Genomic DNA, 21,317 nt, shown 5'->3' on the forward strand with positions numbered 1-21,317 from the left:
GCCGCTGCAGTTCAGGACCGACGAATTCGTGCGTCACGGCGTGACGGCGGAATCGCTCGCGGGCCTGAAGCCGGCGTTCAACAAGGAAGGCACGGTGACGGCGGCGAACGCGTCGGGCATCAACGACGGCGCGGCTGCGGTCGTGGTGATGTCGGCGAAGAAGGCCGAGGCGCTGGGCCTGAAGCCGCTCGCACGCATCAAGGCGTACGCCAGCGGCGGCGTGGACCCGAAGGTGATGGGCATGGGCCCGGTGCCGGCGTCGAAGCGTGCGCTGGAGCGCGCGGGCTGGTCGGTAAACGACCTCGATCTCATGGAGATCAACGAGGCATTTGCTGCGCAGGCGCTGGCCGTGAACAAGCAGATGGGCTGGGACACGTCGAAGATCAACGTGAATGGCGGGGCGATTGCGATCGGTCACCCGATCGGCGCGTCGGGCTGCCGGATTCTCGTGACGCTGCTGCACGAAATGCAGCGGCGCGACGCGAAGCGCGGTCTTGCCTCGCTGTGCATCGGCGGCGGCATGGGCGTGGCGCTCGCGCTCGAACGCGCTTGATGTCACTGCCGCAGCGGACCGCTACCGGTCCGCTCCGGCGCTCGTGACCAGCGGGGCGACCAATAACCGCGAACGGCGCAGCCGGAAAACGATAATGGAGTGTGGTTTATGTCAGAGCGTATTGCGTATGTAACGGGCGGGATGGGCGGCATCGGAACTGGCATTTGCCAGCGCCTTGCCAAGCAGGGTTTCACGGTGGTCGCAGGCTGCGGCCCGCATTCGCCGCGCCGCGTGAAGTGGCTGGAAGATCAGAAGGCGCTCGGTTTCGACTTCGTGGCCTCGGAAGGCAACGTGGGCGACTGGGATTCGACGCGCCAGGCGTTCGACAAGGTCAAGGCCGAGGTCGGTGAAATCGACGTGCTCGTGAACAACGCTGGCATTACGCGCGACGTCGTTTTCCGCAAGATGACGCGCGAAGACTGGACGGCTGTGATCGACACCAATCTCACGAGCCTCTTCAACGTCACGAAGCAGGTGATCGACGGCATGGTCGAGCGCGGCTGGGGCCGCATCATCAATATCTCGTCGGTGAACGGCCAGAAGGGCCAGTTCGGACAGACCAACTATTCCACGGCCAAGGCCGGCATTCATGGCTTCACCATGGCGCTGGCCCAGGAAGTGGCGACCAAGGGCGTGACGGTCAATACCGTTTCGCCGGGCTATATCGGCACGGACATGGTGAAGTCGATCCGTCCCGACGTGCTGGAAAAGATCGTCGCGACGATTCCCGTGCGCCGTCTCGGCGCGCCCGAGGAAATCGCGTCGATCGTGGCGTGGCTCGCGTCCGACGAGTCAGGCTTTGCAACCGGTGCTGACTTCTCGCTGAATGGCGGGTTGCACATGGGCTGATCTCAGCGCAGCGCGCCTGCAGGGGACGCGCGAAGCTGGGATCGAGGACGGCAGCGGGCCTGTTTGCTCACCGGGGCAGGCCGTTTCCGGGTAGACCAACGCGCGACGGCAGCGGCCGCCGCGCGTTGGCGCTAACAAGGGCGACACATGACGACTACAAAGAAAACCGCCGAACGTCTCATCAAGAAATATCCGAATCGTCGGCTGTACGACACGGAGACGAGCACGTACATCACGTTGACGGACGTGAAGCAACTCGTGCTGGAGCAGGAGGAGTTCAAGGTCATCGACGCGAAGACCAACGAGGATCTGACGCGCAGCATCCTGCTGCAGATCATTCTCGAAGAGGAAAGCGGCGGTCTGCCGATGTTCTCGTCGTCGATGCTGTCGCAGATCATCCGTTTCTATGGTCATGCGATGCAGGGCATGATGGGCACCTACCTGGAAAAGAACATCCAGGCGTTCATCGACATCCAGAACAAGCTCGCGGACCAGTCGAAGAGCCTCTACGAAGGCAACGCGATGAACCCCGAGGTCTGGTCGCAGTTCATGAACATGCAGGCGCCGATGATGCAAGGCATGATGACGAGCTACATCGAGCAGTCGAAGAACATGTTCGTGCAGATGCAGGAGCAGATGCAGAACCAGGCGAAGAACATGTTCAGCAGCTTCCCGTTCAAGCCCGTGACGCCGGGCGGCGCAGCGGCGCCGGCGCAGGGCGCGCCCGAGGGCGGCGAGGAAGAGAAGAAGTAAGCGGCGCGGCGCACTCGGCGGGTGGCGCGCGCTGCGGCAAATCGCGGTGCGCTGTCGCTTTCCCGGCGCGCCGTGGCGGCGCGTTGCCGCGCGAGCGTTGTGTTTCGCTTTGCGAGGCGGCTGGCGCGGGCGCAATGCCGCCGCCCTCATTTTCCCTCAAACGCTTTGCAGGTCCCGCAAGGCTTCAGGGTGCGCCACGGCCACCCGCAAGAGGGTTTGCGCGGCGCCGGTCGGCTTGCGGCGGCCTTGCTCCCAGTCCTGTAGCGTGCGCGTGGAAACGCCCAGCAATGCCGCGAACGCGCTTTGCGATAGGCCGGCCCCAGCACGTGCGAGCGCGGCGGCGGTGGGCTTGTGGCCGGTGACGCGCAACGCGCCACTCGAAACGCGGCGGCACGCTTTCAACTCGCGCAGCGGCTTTAGCAGTTCGGCCTGAAGCGGCTCTATTTTCTCGTTCATGTTTTCGCTCTCTCCGCGCAACCGGTTGAGGTTGCGTTTGACCGTGCGCCGGACGCACGCGGCGAAATTATCCGGATGCGCAGATCGCAAGCGAGCGATAGCTGAACAAAGTTTGATTCTGTCCATATTCCATCCGACCCCGGCGCTACGAGGCGCGCACTCACCATGCTGCGCCGCACGATACGCCAAACGGGTAAAATGGCGGATTGGCTTGACCCCGCGCGGCGCTACCTTCGCTCTGCGCCCCACATCCGGACGTACACGTGAAAAACCCTGTTGAATCAACCACCTCCCGCAATCCTGCTCCGCGCGTCGGGATGGTTTCCCTCGGCTGCCCGAAGGCGCTTGTCGACTCCGAGCAGATCATTACCCAGCTGCGTGCCGAGGGCTACGAAATCTCGGGGTCTTACGACGGTGCGGATCTCGTGGTCGTCAATACCTGCGGCTTCATCGACGAAGCCGTGCAGGAAAGTCTCGACGCCATCGGCGAAGCGCTTTCCGAGAACGGCAAGGTGATCGTCACCGGGTGTCTGGGCAAGAAGGCGAGCGCGAGCGGCTCGAACCTGATCGAGGAAGTGCATCCGAAAGTGCTCGCCGTGACGGGCCCGCACGCCGTGGGCGAGGTCATGCAGGCCGTGCACAGCCACCTGCCCAAGCCGCACGATCCGTTCGTCGACCTCGTGCCGGCGGCGGGCATCAAGCTCACGCCGCGCCATTACGCGTACCTGAAGATCTCCGAAGGCTGCAATCACCGCTGCACGTTCTGCATCATCCCGTCGATGCGCGGCGACCTCGTGTCGCGCCCCGTCGCCGAGGTCATGCTCGAAGCAGAAAACCTCTTCAAGTCCGGCGTGAAGGAACTGCTCGTCATTTCGCAGGACACGAGCGCCTACGGCGTGGACGTGAAGTACCGCACCGGCTTCTGGAACGGCAAGCCGATCAAGACGCGCATGACCGACCTCGTCGCCGCACTGGGCGAGCTGGCCGCGCAATATGGCGCCTGGGTGCGCCTGCACTACGTCTACCCGTATCCGAGCGTGGACGAAGTCATTCCGATGATGGCCGAAGGTCCGTTCAAGGGCCACGTGCTGCCGTATCTCGATGTGCCGTTCCAGCACGCGCATCCTGAAGTGCTCAAGCGCATGAAGCGTCCGGCGAACGCGGAGAAGGTCATGGAGCGCGTGAAGGCATGGCGCGAAATGTGCCCGGATCTCACGATCCGCAGCACGTTCATCGCCGGCTTCCCCGGCGAGACCGAAGAGCAGTTCGAAACGCTGCTCGACTTCATCCGCGAGGCCGAACTGGACCGCGTGGGCTGCTTCGCCTATTCGCCGGTCGAAGGCGCAACGGCGAACGAGCTCGACGGCGCGCTGCCCGACGAAGTGCGCGAGGAACGCCGCGCGCGCTTCATGGAAGTGGCGGAGCAGGTCTCGGCCAAGCGCATCCAGCGCAAGGTGGGCAAGACCCTCAAGGTGCTGATCGACGAGATCAACGTCGATGGCGGCATTGGCCGCACCGCGGCGGATGCGCCCGAGATCGACGGCGTGGTGTATGTCGCGCCTGCGACCAAGGCGTCGAAGCGCTACAAGGTCGGCGATTTCGTTTCGGTGAAGATCACCGGCGCGGATGGCCACGATCTGTGGGGCGAGGTCTGAGCGGCATGACGAGCGTCGCCCCGCAAGTCCTCGCTTATGGCGAGGCCATGGTCGAGTTCAACCAGGCGTCGAAAGACCGTCCGGAGTATTTGCAGGGCTTTGGCGGCGACACCTCGAACTTCGCTATCGCAGCGGCTCGCCAGGGCGCACGCACGGGCTTCGTCTCGGCCGTCGGCGACGATCATTTCGGACGCCTCCTGATCGACCTGTGGACGCGCGAAGGCGTCGACACCTCGACGGTGCGTGTGGACGCTTCGGCGCCCACGGGCGTCTACTTCGTCTCGCATGGCCCGAGCGGCCACGCCTTCGACTATCTGCGCAAGGGCTCGGCCGCCAGCCGGTACACGCCGCGCGATCTGCCGCTCGACATCATCGCGGCTGCGCGCGTGCTGCATCTTTCCGGCATCAGCGTGGCGATCAGCGATAGCGCCTGCGACGCGGCACTCGCCGCCCTCGAGCATGCGCGCGCCAACGGCGTGCGCGTGAGCTTCGACACCAACTTGCGCCTGAAACTGTGGCCGCTCGCGCGTGCACGCGCCGTGATGAACGAGGTGCTGCGCTTGACCGATATCTGCCTGCCCAGCTGGGACGACGTGGCGGTGCTCACGAGTCTCGAAGACCGCGATGCGATCGTCGACTACCTGCTCGCGCGCGGCGCCCGCGTCGTCGCGTTGAAGCTTGGCAAGGACGGCGCCTATGTGGCGACGCCCGACGAACGGCGCGTCGTGCCGGGCCACGTGGTCGCGGCTGTGGATGCCACGGGCGCGGGCGACTGTTTCGGCGGCGCATTCGTCGCGCGGCTCGCGGCCGGCGACGATCCGTTCGCGGCCGCGCGCTATGCGAACGCGGCCGCCGCGCTTTCGACACTCGGTTTTGGCGCGGTTGCGCCGATCCCATATCGCGAGGATGTCGAGCGTTTGCTGGCAAATCAGCCTGCAAACGCAGCACACGAATAACAAGATTCATCCATCCAGGAAGACGAGGAGCAAGACTATGGAACGCGAAGTAGTGGTGGCAAGTGGCGTGCGCACGGCAGTCGGCGACTTCGGCGGCAGCCTGAAGGACTTCTCGCCGACGGATCTCGGCGCGCGCGTGGTGCGCGAAGTGCTCTCGCGCGCGAACGTCGAAGGCGACGCGGTGGGTCACGTGGTGTTCGGCAACGTCGTGCACACGGAGCCGAAGGACATGTATCTTGCGCGCGTGGCCGCGATCAACGGCGGCGTTGCCCAGCACGCGCCGGCACTGACCGTGAACCGTCTGTGCGGCTCGGGCCTGCAGGCGATCGTTTCGGCGGCGCAAACCATTCTGCTCGGCGACGCCGACATCGCGATCGGTGGCGGCGCGGAAAACATGAGCCGCGCGCCGTACTCGATGCCGGCCGCGCGTTTCGGCCAGCGCATGGGCGACACGCAGCTCGTCGACATGATGATCGGCGCGCTGCACGACCCGTTCCAGACGATCCACATGGGCGTGACGGCGGAAAACGTCGCGAAGAAGTTCGGCATCACGCGCGAGGCGCAGGACGCGCTCGCGCTCGAATCGCATCGCCGCGCCGAGCGTGCGATTGCCGAAGGCCGCTTCAAGGATCAGATCCTGCCCATCTCGATCAAGTCGAAGAAGGGCGAAGTGCTGTTCGAAGCCGACGAGCACGTGCGCCACGGCGCGACGCTCGAGGACTTCTCCAAGCTCAAGCCGGTGTTCGCGAAGGAGAACGGCACGGTCACGGCGGGCAACGCGTCGGGCATCAACGACGCGGCCGCCGCGGTGCTGCTGATGAGCGCGGACGCTGCCCGCGCGCGCGGCGTGAAGCCGCTCGCGCGCCTCGTCTCGTACGCGCATGCGGGCGTCGATCCGGCGTACATGGGCATCGGCCCTGTGCCGGCCACGCAGAAGGCGCTCGAGCGCGCGGGTCTAAAGGTCAGCGACCTCGACGTGATCGAAGCCAACGAAGCCTTCGCGGCGCAGGCCTGCGCGGTGTCGCAGGAGCTCGGGCTCGATCCGGCCAAGGTCAATCCGAACGGCTCGGGCATCTCGCTCGGCCATCCGATCGGCGCGACCGGTGCGCTGATCACCGTGAAAGCGCTTTATGAACTGCAGCGTGTCGGCGGGCGCTACGCGCTCGTGACGATGTGCATCGGCGGCGGCCAGGGTATTGCGGCCATCTTCGAACGGATTTGACGCCGGCTCGTGACGCGCGGCTCGCGCAAGGCCGCTGTGCAAGTGAAGGAAGGATGCAGATGGAAGTATTGACGCAAGCACAGCGGCCGCCGCGCGCGGCCGCCCGACAGGGCAACGCCAGCAAGGCGCGCGGCTGGATCGTGGCCGCGGCAGCTGCGGCCATGGTCCTCGCGCTGCCGCTCGCGGCGCACGCGCAGGACGCAGGCACGCAGCCGCCGCTCAAATCCACGCTCAAGCCGAACCCCGAGTTCGCGAAGCTGCCGCAATACGTCGGCACGCTCGGCAAGCGCCAGATTGTCATGCGTCTCGGCGCGAAGGCCGGCGACGACGACCCGACCGGCGTGCATGGCGAATACCAGTTCACGGACACTGGCGAAGTGATCCTGATCGCCGGCGACCGCGCCGACGCCACGCTCGAAGCCGAGGACTCGAACGACGGCACGCATATCACCGGCAACTGGGTGGGCACGTTCGCCGAGGACGGCTCGCTTTCGGGCGACCGCATGGACCCGGACGATTCCCATCCGGTGCCGTTCGATCTGAAGCCGCTCGCGGCGGGCGCTGCTGCTCCGGCCGTGTCGACCGGCGCGGCGAGCGCGCCCGCGTCGACGCCGAACGGCGCGCATGTCGTGAACGGCGTGAGCAATCTCATCATCGGGCAATAAGCGCCGCTGCGGGTGTTACTCTTCGGTATGCGGCGTTGCGCGCGCCCCTGCGCAAGCCGCGCGCCGCAACGGCATCGCGCCTCAACCGAATACGCTCCGACATGACCAAATCCGACTCCAGCCGCGCATTGCAGACGCGCATCGTTCACCCGCAAGACGACCTCACGCCCGGCTTCGAGTCGTTCGCCGCGCCAGTCACGCGGGCGTCGACCGTGGTGTTTCCCGACCTCGCTTCGGTTCGCGCGCTCGACTGGCGCAACGACGCGCAATGGCGCTACGGCCTGCACGCCACGCCCACCTCGGCCATGCTGCAAAAGCGCATCGCCGAGATCGAAGGCGGCCAGCATGCGCTGCTGCAACCCTCGGGCCTCTCGGCCATCTCGAACGTCTACTTCGGACTGCTGAAGTCGGGCGACGACGTGCTGATCCCCGATAACGTCTATTCGCCGAACCGCGACCACGGCGACTGGCTCGCGCGAGATTTCGGCCTCACGGTGCGCTATTACGATCCGATGATCGGCGCGGGCATCGCCGATCTGATCCAGCCGAACACGAAACTGATCTGGCTGGAAGCGCCCGGCTCGGTGACGATGGAAGTGCCCGACGTGCGTGCGATCACGGCGGCGGCGCGCGCGCGCAACGTCGTGACGGCGATCGACAATACGTGGTCGGCGGGCCTCGCCTTCAAGCCGTTCGAGCACGGCATCGACATCTCGGTGCAGGCGCTCACGAAGTATCAGTCGGGCGGCAGCGACGTGCTGATGGGCGCGACCATCACCGCGGACCGCGATCTCTATCTCAAGCTCAAGGCCGCGCGCATGCGGCTTGGCATTGGTGTGTCGGTCGACGACTGCTCGCTCGTGCTGCGCGCACTGCCGAGCATGAAGGCGCGCTTCGAGGCGCACGATCGCACCGCGCTCGGACTCGCGAGCTGGCTCAAGACGCGCCCCGAAATCGCGGCGATGCTGCATCCGGCGTTCGAAGACTGCCCGGGCCACGAGTTCTACAAGCGCGACTTCACGGGCGCGGGCGGACTCTTTTCCGTGGTGTTCGACGAGCGCTACAGCGCGGCGCAGATCGACACGTTCTGCGAGTCGCTCGAACTCTTCGCGCTGGGCTGGAGCTGGGGCGGGGCGCATAGCCTCGCGATGCCGTACGACGTCGGTTCGATGCGCACGGCTGCGAGCTGGCCGCATCGCGGCACGCTGGTGCGTTTCTACATCGGCCTCGAAGACGAAGCCGATCTGCGCGCCGATATCGAGCGCTCGCTCGCAAGGCTTGCGGAAAAAACAAGCACCCCTGAATAACCGGCGCAATACAACAACGGCCGCTCGCGTCCACCAGGACACGAGCGGCCGTTGGCGTGTCTGACCGCTGCGAAACCCGAATCAGAACAGACGCAGCAACCCGTCGAGCCCGACGAAGTTGAACGCGACGCTCGCGGCCTCGCGCACCACCGGCTTCGCGCGGAACGCGACCGACAAACCCGCCACGCCCATCATCTTGAGGTCGTTCGAGCCGTCGCCCATCGCGATTGCGCGGCGCGGATCGATGCCGATCTCTGCACAGGTTTCGGCGAGCGTACGCGCCTTCACGTCGGCATTGACGATCTCGCCCGTCACGCGGCCCGTGAGCTTGCCGTCGATGATTTCGAGCGTGTTCGCACGCGTGTAGTCGAGCCCGAGCCGCGCTTTCAGGCGCTCGGTGAAGAACGTGAAGCCCCCGGAAACGAGCAGCGTCTTCAGTCCCGCGGCCTTCGCGCCCGCGAGCATCTGCTCGGCGCCCGGCGAGAGCTGCAGGCGTTCCTCGTACACGCGCTCCAGGGCGCTCGCGTCGAGCCCCTCGAGCAGCGCCACGCGGCGCTTGAGGCTTTCGTTGAAGTCCTTGATCTCGCCGCGCATCGAGGCTTCGGTAATCGCCGCGACCTCGGCCTTCAGGCCGCAGAAGTCGGCGATTTCGTCGATGCATTCGATCGTGATGAGCGTCGAGTCCATGTCCATCGCCACGAGGCCGAAATCGGCCAGCTTGCGGCCGGCGTCGACGAACGCATAGTCGAGTTGATGCGTGCCGCAATAGACCTCGAGGTCGGCGCGCTGGGCCGGCTCGGCGTTCTCGATACGCAGCGCGTGGGCGTCGATGGGCGCGAGGCGGCTGCCGCGGGCGAGGCCGAGGAGCGGCTTGTGATGGACGGTGTCGAGCGGGGCGGGACTCTGGATGACGAGGTTCATGGCAGGACGGGCAAAGCCGACGCACGGCGTCGTCGGATCGATCGGATGAATAAGGGCGCAGTCGCGCGTGTGCGTGCAAGACCTCGCAGTGCTCCCTGCAGTGCGCGGCAAAGCCCGTTATTGTAACGTCCCGCCGACTGCTGCGGTCGCATGCGCCATCCGTCTCGCTTGTCCGCATGGCGGATGCTTCCCCGTTTTTGGCGTGCGTTTGCGAACACCTTACAGCGACGAAAGCGCCCATTCGAGGCACAATGAAAGCTCGTGCGGCGATCCGACGGGGGCGGCCGCCGCGTGCGTCAACCGAACGTGTCGCGACTCGCGTCGCGCGACGCGTCATGTGCGCCAAGGCGCCAGGGGAACCGGTATGCAGGACGCTCGCAAGGCCCCAACCACGAAATCTGCCCGAACGCCGCGCGGCGAGCGGGCCCCGACATCGGACGCCGCCGCACCGGCCACGCCTGGCGCGTTCGTGCACCGCTTGCCTCGTAGCGCCCGGCGCCGGCGCGACGACTCCGCCGACAGCGAAATCGACGGCATACGCATCACGAGCGCACGGCGCGTCATCGATGCGGACAGCGGCACGCACAAGCTCGAACTCGTGCGCTACTACGAGCGCGCCGCGCGCTGGATTTTGCCGCACCTGCGCGATCGCCCTGTGTCGCTCGTGCGTGCACCGCGCGGCTTGAGCGGCGAAATGTTCTTCCAGCGCCATCGCGCTCGCGCGCCGCTGCCCGAGCTCACCGAACACGAAGGGCTCGACCCGGGCCATCCGCCGTTGCTCACGATCGATACGGCGCGAGCGCTGATCAGCGCCGCGCAGATGGATGTCATCGAGCTGCACACCTGGAACGCCTGCGTCCACGACATCGAACGGCCCGATCGGGTCGTGTTCGACCTCGACCCCGATCCGGCACTGGGCTGGGACCGCATGATCGAGGTGGCGCAGTCCACGCGCGCCTTGCTTGCGGAACTCAGGCTGGAATCGTTTTGCAAGACGAGCGGCGGCAAGGGGCTGCATATCGTCGTGCCGCTCACGCCGGAGGCGGGCTGGGATGACGCGAAGGCGTTCGCCCGTGCGGTTGCACAGCATCTGGCCTCCGTCTGGCCCACGCAGATCACGGCCACCATGGGCCCCGAACACCGCAAGAAGAAGATCTTCGTCGACTATCTGCGCAACGCGCGCGGCGCGAGCACGGCGCTCGCGTACGGCGTGCGGGCGCGGCCGGGCATGGGCGTGTCGGTGCCGATCGGTTGGGACGAACTGGAGGCGACGACGGGCGGTGCGCAATGGACGCTTGCGACGATCGACGCGCGCCTCGCCCAGGTCGAGCAAGCCGACCCCTGGGCGGCCTATGCGAGCGTGCGCCAGACGTTGACGGCGGAGCTGACGTTGAGTCTCGAAACAGCCGGCAAGTAGCGGTGCGTTGTGAGGTTTGCGTGCCGTGTATGCACGGCGAGTCGGCAATGCAGGCGCCGCGCGGGCGCATCACCGCGCGCTCTCGCACGGCAAGCAAATTGCTCGCGATGACAAGCAGGATAAAACCTGGTCCGTTCGATGCATGTGCTCGGCGCAAGGCAGCGCGCAGCGCGCTAGACTGCTAACAGACCATCCGCCGCACGGGAGCGGAGCGTCGTACCTGGCGGTTCGCGGCTCGCCGCGTTCGTTGCGTACACCGCTTTTCGCTCGTGGGCGCGGCCGTTCCCGCCAGGAGGTGACGCATGCCTTGCCGCAGCTCCCGCCACACTCGCCGCCGCCACGCGGCGCTCGTCCAGTTTGTCCTCGCCGCTTCCTGCGCGATCGCGCTGCCGGCACTCGCGGCCACGCCGATCACGGTCACTTCGAAAGCCGCAACCGACGGGCCGATCCGCTATACGGTTCGGGTCGCGTCGAAGGCGTTCGGCGACGCCCAGGAGACCCGCACGCTGCGCTCGGGCGATACCGACGACTTCACCTGGCGCACCACGCCGCCGGGCGGCGCGGTCGCGACGCCGCAAGGCTGCCCGGACTACGCCTCGTTGCCGCTCGACGCGAACGGCGCGATGGTCCGGCAGACCCAGGTGCGTCTCGCGCCTATCGTCGCGAGCAACGGCACGGCCACCGTGCAGGTGAGCTTCCGCGCCCAGGCGCCGCACGGCACGCAGTCGGTGTCGAGCAACGGCGCTTCGATCACGTGCCCCGCCGTGGTCGCGCATAGCGAAGTCGCCCACCTTACGATGCCCACAAACGGCACCGCGAAGACGCTCAAGCTCAGCGACGGCACGCAAATCACGATCTCGGCGCAGCGCTAGGGCGCGCCGCGAGCGCGATGGCCGGCGGGGCGCACAAGGTGCGCCGCTCAGGCTTTAAACGCGTGCCTTGCGCTCGATGAGCCGGGCAACGAGAAAGCGATGCTCCGACGAGAAGAGGCGCTGGTACGCGAGCAGCACCGCGCCTACGGTGCCGAGCGCCGACGAAGCCGCGATCAGGAACATGATCACGATCTGATAGCGCACGGCCTGTAGCGGCGATTGTCCCGCGAGCACCTGGCCCGTCATCATGCCGGGCAGGCTTACCACGCCGACCACGGCCATCTGGTTGAGCGTCGGGATCATGCCGGCGCGCACGGCTTCGCGGGCGCTCGCCTGCGCGGCTTCCCAGCGTGTCGCGCCCAGCGCGAGCGCGCTCTCCACACGGTCGCGCCGCGCGGTCAGTTCCTGCATCATGCGCTCCACGCCGAGCGACACCCCTGTCAGCGTGTTGCCGAGAATCATGCCGAGGATCGGAATCGCATATTGCGGCTCGTACCATGGCCGGATGCGGATCACCACGAAGAGCCCGACTGCCGCGACGAGCCACGCGCTCACCCAGATCGACACGATGCTGTCCGCACGCTGGCCGCCATAGGTGCGCGCGCCGCGCTGCGCCCCCGCAAAGCCCGCGATCAGCGTCATGAGTACCATGAGCGGCAGCACGACGTACCAGCGGTTGAACGCGAACACCCAGCCGAGCACGTAACCGATCGCGAGCAGCTGCACGACGGTGCGCACGGCGGCCCACGCCAGCTTGCGCTCGAGGTCGAGCTTGAGCAGCACGGAGACCGCGCCGTTGACGAACACGAGCAGTGCCGCAATGGCGACGTCGCCGATGCCGAGGTTCTGCAGCACGCCCGGGCTCATTGTGCGGCTCCCTGTGTGAATGCCGCGTGCGTGGCCGGTTCTTCGAGCACACCCGTGCGCATCGTCAGATGCCGTGCGCCTACGCGCTGCGCCTGGGCGGGATCGTGCGAGACCCAGACCGTGGCGCGCGCCGTACGCGCCTCATCGAACCAGCCCGCGACGAGCGCTTCGACGGCGCGCGCCGATTCGGGGTCGAGAGACGCGGTCGGCTCGTCGAGCAGGAGCGCTTCGGGATCGAGCTGGAGCACGCGCACGAGCGCCACGATCTGCGCTTCGCCGCCAGAAAGCTCCGAGGTGTCGCGGGCGAGGAAGTCGCTGGAGCGGCCGATGGCGGCGAAGAGCGTGCCGGCGCGCGCGGCGTCGAATCGCACGTCGCGGTATGCCGCTAGCGTATAGGGGTAGCGCAGATTGTCCTCGACGCTGCCGTCCAGCAGCGCGGGCCGCTGCCGCAGGTACGCAATATGCCGCCGATAGTGGACAATGCGCCCGCGCGTGACCGGTTCGCCATGCCAGCGCACGTCGCCGCCGTCGAGCGGGTCGAGCAGCGCTAGCGCGCGCAGGAACACACTCTTGCCGGAGCCGGACGGTCCCGTCAGCACGGCGCGCTCGCCCGCCTGCAGGGCGAAGTCGGTGGGGTGCAGCAGCCACTGGCCGCGTTGCGCGTCGCGCCGCGCGATCTGGCGCGCTTCGACGAGGGGCGCTGTCGCCGCGTGGGGTGGGGAGGAATGATGGTGCTTGAGCATCGAAGATTGCAAACAAGGCTAGCGTACAGGTCGCCGGAGGCAGTCAGGCCGTGTAACCGGGCACGCTGACTGCTCTTGCGGTATTGCAACATAGCAGGCCAAACAACAATGCATAACGTGGAGTACGCATGACGTCAACGCAGCCCAAGCCCTTCCGCCTCGGCCGCACGCTCGCCAGGATCATCGCATGGCTCGTCGCGGTTGTGGTCGTGTTGATAGCCGTGCTTGTCGTCTTCATTCTGACTTTCGACTGGAACCGCGCCAAACCCTACGTCAACGAGAAGGTCACCGAGGCCATTGGGCGGCCGTTCGCGATCGAAGGCGACCTCAAGGTGGGCTGGCAAAGGCCGCCCGGCGAAACGGGCTGGCGCGCATGGGTGCCCTGGCCGCGGTTTTCGGCCACCCAGATCGAGATTGCCAATCCCGACTGGACGAAGTCCCCGCACTTCGCCACGCTCGACGAAATCGACTTCGAGGTGGCCGTGCTGCCGCTTCTCGCACACGACATCGTGATCCCGGCGATCAATCTCGTGAATCCGTCCATCGACGTCGAGCGTCTTGTCGACGGACGCAACAACTGGACCTTCAAGCTGCCCGCCTCGAGCGGGCCGTCGACGTGGCGGCTCGATCTGCACGACATCACGTTCGCGAGCGGTAATATCGCCGTGAGCGACCAGCAGACGAAAACCGACGTGAAAATCGGGGTGAGCCTGCTTGGTCATGGCATCCCGATCGGCAAGGTGATGGAGGAGCAGGAAGCGGCGTCGCGCCAGGGCTCCGCACAGGTCATCGGGCGCGCGGGCGCGAACCGGCTGACGCAGCAGGTCAACAAGGAGCAGGCGTCGGAGGCGGCGGCCGCCAGCGCTGCAAGCGAGGCGAGCGGGGCGGCAGCTTCGGGCGTGCCAGCGGCCTCGAGTGTTGCCGGCACAACGACGGGCGCGATGGGCACGGCTGCCGCAACTAGCGCGCCCGCAGCCGGCTCGCAGACGCTCGCCGCGAGCGGAGCCAGCGGCGCCGTCGCGGGCTCGGGCGCGGCGCCCGCGCAGCCGCCCATGAAACAGCCGTTCTACGCGATCGGCTGGACGATCAAGGGCACGTACGGCAAGACGGCGCTTTCGGGCGACGGCAAGCTCGGCGGCGTGCTCGCCCTGCAGGACGCGAAGCGTCCGTTCCCGATCCAGGCCGACGTGCGCGTGGGCGACATGCACATCGCGCTGGTCGGCACGGTCACCGACCCGATGCATCTGGCCGCCGTCGATCTGCGCCTGTGGCTGCAGGGGCAAAGCCTGGCGCACCTTTACAACCTCACCGGCGTGACGTTGCCCGAAACGCCGCCGTATGCTACCGAAGGCCGCTTCGTCGGCAATTTCAGGCGCGGCGCGAGCGTGTTCCGCTATGAGAACTTCACGGGCCGTGTGGGCGGCAGCGATCTGAACGGCACGGTGGTCTACGAGCAACGCACGCCACGGCCGCTCCTGTCCGGCGAGCTGGTCTCGAACCTGCTGCAGTTCTCGGACCTCGCGCCGATCATCGGTGCCGACAGCAAGGCTAGCAAGGAAAAGCGCGGCGACACCGTGACGCAACCGGCCGATCGCGTGATCCCGGTCGAGCAGTTCCGCACCGACCGCTGGAACGCCATCGACGCCGACGTCAAGTTCACGGGCCGGCGCATCATCAAGCAGGGCAGCCTGCCGGTTCAGGACCTCTACACGCACGTCGTGATGACCAACGGCGTGCTCGTGCTCGACCCGTTGCAGTTTGGCGTGGCAGGCGGCACGCTTGGCACGCGTCTGAACCTGGACGGCAGCGCCGCGCCGCTCAAGGCGCGCGGCACGCTCGAGGCGCGCCACTTGAAGCTCAAAGAGCTATTCCCGAACTTCAAGACGATGCAGTCGGCGCTCGGCGAAATCAACGGCGACGCTTCGCTCACGGCGACCGGCAACTCGCCGGCGGCGCTCGCGGCGACCTCGAACGGCGAAGTGAAACTGCTCGTCACGCAGGGCACGATCAGTATGCTGCTCATGGAGGCGGCGGGCCTGAACGTGGCGAACGTGGTCTACGAAAAGCTGTTCGGTTCGCGCGACGTGAAAATCAATTGCGCGGCGGCCGACTTCGTCGCGACCAACGGCGTGCTCGATCCACGCGTGTTCGCGCTCGACACCGACGACGCCGTGATCAATATCGACGGCCCGATCGATCTGCGCGACGAATCGATGAACATGAAGATTCATCCGCATACGAAGGGCTTTCGCATTTTCACGCTGCGCTCGCCGCTCTACGTGAAGGGCACCTTCAAGAACCCGCACGTGGGCGTGGACGCAACGGCGCTCGCGCTGCGCGGCGGCGCGATGATCGGGCTCGGGCTGATCAACCCATTCGCCGCGCTGATTCCGCTGATCGCGCCGAGCAACAACAAGCCGCTGCCGTGTGACACGCTGTTCGCGCAGATGCATCAGCATCCCGTGGCGCCGCCGCCGGGCCAGAAAATGCACGCGCTGCCAAAGCCCGACCTCGGAAGCGCAGGCGCGAGCGCGCCTGCTGCGGCTGGTAAGGGCGATAAGGGGGATAAAGGCGCGAAAGCGGGCCCGGCATCGCGCAACGCGCCGTCGCCGGCCTCCGGCGGCAAGCCGACGGAAGGGCAAGAGCCGCTCTACAAGGGAAGCTGATTCGGGAAGTCGAGGCGGCAAAACCACTGCGCCGGGTCAATCGGCCCGGCGCAGTGTGCAGAAAAGCTGGTTGAAAGCGCGAACTAGCGCAACGAGCGCGGCGCCGTGTCGCCGGCGGCGTCCTGGCGGCGCGTGACGCGCCGGGTGGTCATGGTCGGACGCGCTGCGCCGAACTCGGGCAGGACCCGGCCGCGCGCGCGGCTCGCGAAGACGAGAAAGCCGAAGCCGTCCGCCTCGTACCAGTAACCGCCGTTCTCGAGGCCTTCGATCGGCTGCTCGAGCGCGTGAGCGATCGATTCGATGCAGCGTTTGCGCAACTCGCTCGTGCCAGGATAGGGCGGCTGCGCACCGCGCACGCTGCACAGGAGCACGTCGAGCCCCGGCAGGATATGCGCATAGAGCACGGGCTCGTCCTGCGCGCGCGCACGCGCGATCTTGGTATCAAGTTGGCCGAACGGTTTGAAGTGGCTCAGCACGGCGAGAAATGACTCATCGCCGTCTGCCTTGACGCGTTTGCGCTTTTTCGGGAAGGACATAAAAATTCGCCTGAAAAAGGTGGATTGCAGTACACGCAGCGTTCCCATGCGACCACTCCCGGACTGGTGCGCCGCACGTCGATCCTTTATAGCACACGGATTTGCTGTCTTCATGAGGATAGAGATGGGGACGGTCCGCTTAAACGATCCGGCCTTGCTGCCCCTGTTTCAAAACCCTCATTGCGTTCGCAAACGCCATGCCGGATCGCACGTCGCGCTCATGTAGATATCCCGGCGCTCTCTCGCTTGTCTCCGTCTCAATAATAGACCTGTGTGTGCGCTCGGTGTGGCGAATTGCCGCAAAAAAGCGGGTTTTCCACGAGGCAACGTGTGTGATGTCACATACATTGTCATCCTGAAAAATCGCGCAGATAATGTTGCGGTTCTGGTGCACGCGGCAGCTCCAGGCGCCTCAACTGTCAGGCGTCGCGAGGGCGCACGCGGCGCGAGATCTTGCAAAACGCATTGCAGAAAAGCATGGCGAAAAGCACGGCGCGCCGCCCAGACCGCCACCGGACCAGACCGACATGAAACTCTTCGCCAAGGGGCTCTTGCTGATCGCGATTCCGAGCGCCGTCGAACTGGCGCTGCTCGGCGTCGTGTTCGACACGCAGGGGGAGGCCGCGCTCGCGGCCAAACGCGCCGAGAACACGCAGCAAATCCTGTGGCAAGCCAATAGTCTCGTCGACCCGTTGCTGCGCGAAGCCGCGCGCGTGCGCACCGGTATCGTGCTAGAAGACCCTTCCTTCATCGATCGCCACGCCGTCTGGACCGAGTTCTCCGACCGCATCACGCTGCTCGCGCGCATGGTCGCCGACAATCCGCCCCAGCTCGCGCGCGTCGAGCGCATGCGTAATGCCGCCTATGCATGGCGCAAGGAAGCGGGCGATATTGCCGATGCGCTGCGCACGGGGCATAGCGCGCCGTTCGCGCGCGCGGCGGGCAACGGCATGCCGCCCGAGATCGAGACGGTGCGCGAAGTGCTGGGCGAGTTCATCGCCGAGGAAACGCGGCTCGACGAGGTCCGAGCGGCGATGCTGCGCGAGACGCGCGAGCGCCAGCAGGACGCGCTTATTTTTGCCGTGGTGGGCTCGATGCTGATCTGGGGCTTCACGGCCATGGCGTTTGCGCGCAACGTGGGCGTGCGCCTCGCTGCGCTCGGCGCGAACGCCGAGCGTCTGGGCGATGGGGCGCCGCTCGCGCCGCCGCTCTCGGGTAACGATGAAATCGCCGCGCTCGATACGGTGCTGCATCAGACAAGCGCGCGGCTGCGCGTGGCCGAGCGCGAGCAGGCTGCGCTGAAGGCGCAGTTGCAGGCGCGCGCGGCGGATCTGGCGAGCGCCAACGAGCATTTGCGCCAGGAGAGTCAGGACAACGAGATGTTCATCTACAGCGTGTCGCACGATTTGCGCTCGCCGCTCGTGAACCTGCAGGGTTTTTCGAAGGAACTGCAGGTATCGTGCGACGACTTGCGCGCGCAGGTCGACGCGGCGGGTCTGCCGGAAAACGAATATCGCGCGATGGCCGAAGTGCTCGACGGCGATGTCGACGAATCGCTGAAATTCCTGCGTCAGGCGGTGGCGCGCGCGGCGGCCATCATCGACGCGCTGCTGCGCATTTCGCGCGCCGGCCGCCTCGAATACCGCTGGCAGCGCGTCAACGTCGCACGGCTCGTCGAGCGCGTGCTCGGTGGCCTCACCGAGGAACATGCGAAGGCCGCGCGCATCGAGGTGGGCGAATTGCCGCCCGCGTGGGGCGATCCGGCAGCACTCGAGCAGATCTTCGGCAACCTCATCGAGAACGCGCTGCACCATCTCGATCCAGCGCGGCCGGGCCGCGTCGAGATCGGTGCGCTGATGCACGGCGGCGAACCCGCGGGCGAACCCGGTAACAGCGCGGGAAAAGACCCGGGAAAATCAGAAGCCGGAGAGCCTGGCGAGCGTACGCGGACTTATTTTGTGCGCGACAATGGCGTTGGTATCGCGCAAGCGTATCTGCCCAAGCTGTTCCGCGCTTTTCAGCGGCTGCACGGCGGCGAGTCGCCGGGGCAGGGCACCGGCCTCGCGCTCGCCAAGCGTATTGCGGAGCGGCACGGCGGGCGCATCTGGGTCGAATCGACCGCGGGCGCGGGCTCGACGTTTTTCGTCGCGCTGCCGGACCAGCCGATGCGTACCACATAGCGGGTATGCTGGCGCGCGCTGCGCGGCAAGCTTTCAACAAGCCTTAAAAAGTTCATGCAGGACGTAGGAGAGTCGAGATGACGAACGGGGAACAGGTCAGCATCGTGCTGATCGAAGACGACGACGGGCATGCCACGCTGGTCGAGCGTAACCTGCGGCGTTCGGGGATCTCGAACGGTTTTCTGCGTTTTCGCGACGGCCAGGAGGCGCTCGATTACTTTTTCGGCACGCCGGGCGATAACCCGGCTGCAGCCGCGCACTGGCCTTCGCGCGACGCGCTCGGCAATTTTGTCGTGCTGCTCGACCTGCGTATGCCGCGCGTGGACGGCTTCGAGGTGCTGCGGCGCCTGAAGGCGGAGCCCGCCACGGCGTCGGTGCCGGTGATCGTGCTGACGACGACCGACGACCCTCGCGAAATCGAACGCTGCTATGAACTCGGCTGCAACGTGTACATCACGAAACCGGTCGAATATGACGCGTTCATCGAGGCCGTTCGCCGGCTCGGCTTCTTTCTCCAGGTCGTCAAGCTGCCGCCCGGACATCGCTTCGTCCAGGCGCGGCCGGCCGGCGCCCAATAACGCTTCACGTACGCATCACGCATGGAATCATCACGCATTGGCAACCGAATGGAACGACGGCGGGAAGAACGACGGCAAACCGGACCCGTGCCCGCAGGGATGCTTCGCGCATGACTGAGGAACACACGATGCTGGACGGTGCACGCGTGCTCGTCGTCGACGACGACGAAGGCATCCTGCGCCTCGCCCGCAAATCGCTTCTGCGCGCCGGTGCGCGTGTGGACACCTGCACGGGCGTCGGGGAGGCGCGCGCGTTGCTCGCCGTGCAGACGCCCGACGTGCTCGTGCTCGACTACCAGCTCGACGGCGCGGAAACGGGCCTCGACTTCTTCCGCCGCCTGCGTGCCGACGAAGTGCGCGTGCCTGCCATCCTCGTGACCGGCTTCACCGACGAATCCCGCGTGATCGCCGCGTTGCGCGCGGGCGTTTCGGATGTGGTGCCGAAATCGGGCGACTATCTCGACTATCTGCCTGAAGCCGTCGCGCGCGTGCTCTCGCAAGTGGCGTTGCAGCGCGCCTCGGACGAAGCGCTGCTTCTGCGCGACCGCGAAGAGCACTACCGCACGCTCTCCGAAGCATTGCCGCACCTCGTGCTCACCTGCGGCGCGGACGGCAATTGCGACTTTGTTTCGAAGCAGTGGCTCGACTACACGGGTCTCGACGCGGGCCAGTCGCACGGTCTCGCGTGGCTCGACGCCGTGCATGCCGACGATCGCGAAGAGATTCGCCACACCTGGCTCAAGGCCGTGAGCAGCGGCGCCGCCGATTATCGCCACGAGTTGCGGATTCGCCGCCACGATGGCGTTTATCGATGGTTTGATGTCCGAATCGTTCCGATGCGCGACCCGCGCGGCGGCGTGAACAAATGGTTCGGCAGTTGCACCGACATCGACGCACAGCGCGAAGCGACCCAGGAGCGCGAGCGCCTGCTCGCTTCAGAGCAGGCCGCACGGCAAACCGCCGAAGAAGCCAACCGCGCGAAAGACCGCTTCCTCGCCATGCTCTCGCACGAACTGCGTACGCCGCTCACGCCGGTGCTCGCGGGCACGCGTCTGTTGGAGCAGATCCCGGGCCTGCCCGATGCGGCGCGCGCGGGCGTGCTGATGATTCGCCGCAATATCGAGCTCGAGGCGCGTCTGATCGACGATCTGCTCGATCTCACGCGCGTGGCCAATGGCAAGCTGAGCCTTGCGCTCGAGACCGTCGACGTGCACGAGGTGATCGAGGCCGTGCTCGAGCTCTTCCATAGCGAAATCCAGATCAAGCAGCAGGACGTGCATGTGGATCTGCGCGCGCAGCAGCACTATGTGCGCGGCGACCGTGCGCGCCTGCAGCAGATGCTCTGGAACCTCGTGCGCAACGCCGCGAAATTCACGCCCGACGGCGGCCACATTTACGTGCGCACGCGCGACGAGCGCATGCAGGTAGAGATCGAGGTCGAGGATACGGGCATCGGTATTGCGCCCGAGCAGATCGGCAAGCTCTTTCATGCCTTCGAGCAGGGCAGCCACAATCTCACGCGCCAGTTCGGCGGGCTCGGTTTAGGTCTTGCCGTGACGCGGGCGCTGACCGAGGCGCATGGCGGCAACGTGGGCGCGAAGAGCCCCGGCGCGCATTGTGGCTCGACCTTCACCATCGTCCTGCCGACGGCGGCGCGGGGCGAAGGGGCGGCCGTGACCGCCGAGCTGCGCGGGCCGCAGCGGGTGGGCGCGCTGAACATCCTGCTGATCGAGGATCACGAGGACACCGCCGAAGTGATGTCGCAGCTGATGCGTGCGGGCGGCCACGAGGTGGCGGTGGCGGGCAGCGTGGCCGGCGCGCTCGCGCTCACGGCCAGCATGGCCTTCGACCTCGTCGTGAGCGACATCGGCCTGCCGGATGGCTCGGGCATCGACTTCATCCGGGCGTTTCGTGCGCAATCAACGGCGCCCGCCGTTGCGCTTACCGGCTTCGGCACCGACGACGACGTGCGCCGCAGTGTCGAAGCGGGCTTTACCGCGCATCTCACGAAACCCGTCAATTTCGAGCAGCTCGAACGGCTCATTGAAGAGGCCGCAGCCTCGCGCAGCACGGCGGCCGAGCGCGATTCCGCCGTGCCTCGTCCCTGACTCTGCCTGTATC

Annotated in this window: 19 protein-coding genes; 14 read left to right on the forward strand and 5 right to left on the reverse strand. The window is 66.5% G+C overall.

Features of this window, described 5'->3' with window-relative positions:
• The 3 genes from E1N52_RS27770 to phaR all read left to right on the forward strand — a co-directional run.
• Positions 1-553, forward strand: a 553-nt coding sequence (locus E1N52_RS27770) for an acetyl-CoA C-acyltransferase (protein WP_133186006.1), incomplete at its 5' end; no start/stop codon positions are given.
• A 108-nt stretch (positions 554-661) separates the two neighbouring features.
• Positions 662-1,402: a 3-ketoacyl-ACP reductase gene (locus E1N52_RS27775; RefSeq protein WP_028206947.1), complete on the forward strand. Its 741-nt coding sequence runs from the start codon at positions 662-664 to the stop codon at positions 1,400-1,402.
• A 147-nt stretch (positions 1,403-1,549) separates the two neighbouring features.
• Positions 1,550-2,155 (forward strand): polyhydroxyalkanoate synthesis repressor PhaR, encoded by a 606-nt coding sequence (phaR, locus tag E1N52_RS27780; RefSeq protein WP_133186007.1) that lies wholly within the window; start codon positions 1,550-1,552, stop codon positions 2,153-2,155.
• Positions 2,156-2,311: 156 nt separating this feature from the next.
• Here the strand turns inward: phaR and E1N52_RS27785 are convergent, their stop codons facing one another.
• The gene (locus E1N52_RS27785; RefSeq protein WP_133186008.1) at positions 2,312-2,611 is read right to left on the reverse strand and encodes a helix-turn-helix domain-containing protein; all 300 of its coding nucleotides are present in this window, start codon (positions 2,609-2,611) and stop codon (positions 2,312-2,314) included.
• Positions 2,612-2,928: 317 nt separating this feature from the next.
• On the opposite strand from E1N52_RS27785, the gene rimO reads away from it, so the two are divergent.
• From rimO to E1N52_RS27810, 5 genes are all read left to right on the forward strand, one after another.
• Positions 2,929-4,266 (forward strand): 30S ribosomal protein S12 methylthiotransferase RimO, encoded by a 1,338-nt coding sequence (gene rimO, locus E1N52_RS27790; protein ID WP_205965675.1) that lies wholly within the window; start codon positions 2,929-2,931, stop codon positions 4,264-4,266.
• Positions 4,267-4,271: 5 nt separating this feature from the next.
• On the forward strand, positions 4,272-5,222 hold the full coding sequence (locus E1N52_RS27795) for a sugar kinase (RefSeq protein WP_133186010.1): 951 nt from the start codon (positions 4,272-4,274) through the stop codon (positions 5,220-5,222).
• A 37-nt stretch (positions 5,223-5,259) separates the two neighbouring features.
• Positions 5,260-6,444: a beta-ketothiolase BktB gene (gene bktB, locus E1N52_RS27800; RefSeq protein ID WP_133186011.1), complete on the forward strand. Its 1,185-nt coding sequence runs from the start codon at positions 5,260-5,262 to the stop codon at positions 6,442-6,444.
• A 59-nt stretch (positions 6,445-6,503) separates the two neighbouring features.
• Positions 6,504-7,109, forward strand: a complete 606-nt coding sequence (locus tag E1N52_RS27805; protein ID WP_133186012.1) for a hypothetical protein — start codon at positions 6,504-6,506, stop codon at positions 7,107-7,109.
• Positions 7,110-7,210: 101 nt separating this feature from the next.
• Positions 7,211-8,416 (forward strand): cystathionine beta-lyase, encoded by a 1,206-nt coding sequence (locus E1N52_RS27810; protein ID WP_133186013.1) that lies wholly within the window; start codon positions 7,211-7,213, stop codon positions 8,414-8,416.
• Positions 8,417-8,497: 81 nt separating this feature from the next.
• Here E1N52_RS27810 and serB read toward each other — a convergent pair whose 3' ends face one another.
• Positions 8,498-9,337, reverse strand: a complete 840-nt coding sequence (gene serB, locus E1N52_RS27815; RefSeq protein WP_133186014.1) for a phosphoserine phosphatase SerB — start codon at positions 9,335-9,337, stop codon at positions 8,498-8,500.
• 364 nt (positions 9,338-9,701) lie between these two features.
• On the opposite strand from serB, the gene ligD reads away from it, so the two are divergent.
• On the forward strand, positions 9,702-10,754 hold the full coding sequence (gene ligD, locus E1N52_RS27820) for a non-homologous end-joining DNA ligase (RefSeq protein WP_133186015.1): 1,053 nt from the start codon (positions 9,702-9,704) through the stop codon (positions 10,752-10,754).
• Between the two features lie 302 nt (positions 10,755-11,056).
• Entirely contained in the window at positions 11,057-11,626 is a 570-nt protein-coding gene (locus E1N52_RS27825) for a DUF6013 family protein (RefSeq protein WP_133186016.1), read from the forward strand.
• 54 nt (positions 11,627-11,680) lie between these two features.
• On the opposite strand, the gene E1N52_RS27830 is transcribed toward E1N52_RS27825, so the two are convergent.
• Together E1N52_RS27830 and E1N52_RS27835 are read right to left on the reverse strand one after the other, a co-directional pair.
• Positions 11,681-12,493: an ABC transporter permease gene (locus E1N52_RS27830; RefSeq protein ID WP_133186017.1), complete on the reverse strand. Its 813-nt coding sequence runs from the start codon at positions 12,491-12,493 to the stop codon at positions 11,681-11,683.
• On the reverse strand, positions 12,490-13,236 hold the full coding sequence (locus E1N52_RS27835) for an ABC transporter ATP-binding protein (RefSeq protein ID WP_133186018.1): 747 nt from the start codon (positions 13,234-13,236) through the stop codon (positions 12,490-12,492). The genes E1N52_RS27830 and E1N52_RS27835 overlap by 4 nt, the downstream gene beginning before the upstream one ends.
• A gap of 128 nt (positions 13,237-13,364) precedes the next feature.
• Here E1N52_RS27835 and E1N52_RS27840 point away from each other — a divergent pair, with 128 nt between their 5' ends.
• Positions 13,365-15,902 (forward strand): AsmA family protein, encoded by a 2,538-nt coding sequence (locus tag E1N52_RS27840; protein WP_133186019.1) that lies wholly within the window; start codon positions 13,365-13,367, stop codon positions 15,900-15,902.
• Positions 15,903-15,985: 83 nt separating this feature from the next.
• On the opposite strand, the gene E1N52_RS27845 is transcribed toward E1N52_RS27840, so the two are convergent.
• Positions 15,986-16,486 carry a hypothetical protein gene (locus tag E1N52_RS27845; RefSeq protein ID WP_028206958.1) on the reverse strand — a complete coding sequence of 167 codons (501 nt, stop codon included), beginning with the start codon at positions 16,484-16,486 and terminating at the stop codon, positions 15,986-15,988.
• A gap of 479 nt (positions 16,487-16,965) precedes the next feature.
• Between E1N52_RS27845 and E1N52_RS27850 the strand changes: the two genes are divergently transcribed.
• The 3 genes from E1N52_RS27850 (at position 16,966) to E1N52_RS27860 (ending at position 21,304) form a co-directional block, all read left to right on the forward strand.
• On the forward strand, positions 16,966-18,618 hold the full coding sequence (locus tag E1N52_RS27850) for a sensor histidine kinase (protein ID WP_133186020.1): 1,653 nt from the start codon (positions 16,966-16,968) through the stop codon (positions 18,616-18,618).
• Positions 18,619-18,695: 77 nt separating this feature from the next.
• Positions 18,696-19,196 (forward strand): response regulator, encoded by a 501-nt coding sequence (locus E1N52_RS27855; protein WP_133186021.1) that lies wholly within the window; start codon positions 18,696-18,698, stop codon positions 19,194-19,196.
• A 110-nt stretch (positions 19,197-19,306) separates the two neighbouring features.
• The gene (locus E1N52_RS27860; RefSeq protein ID WP_133186022.1) at positions 19,307-21,304 is read left to right on the forward strand and encodes a hybrid sensor histidine kinase/response regulator; all 1,998 of its coding nucleotides are present in this window, start codon (positions 19,307-19,309) and stop codon (positions 21,302-21,304) included.
• Positions 21,305-21,317: the final 13 nt, after the last annotated feature.

This window comes from Paraburkholderia guartelaensis, from assembly GCF_004353905.1.
GTDB lineage: Bacteria > Pseudomonadota > Gammaproteobacteria > Burkholderiales > Burkholderiaceae > Paraburkholderia > Paraburkholderia guartelaensis.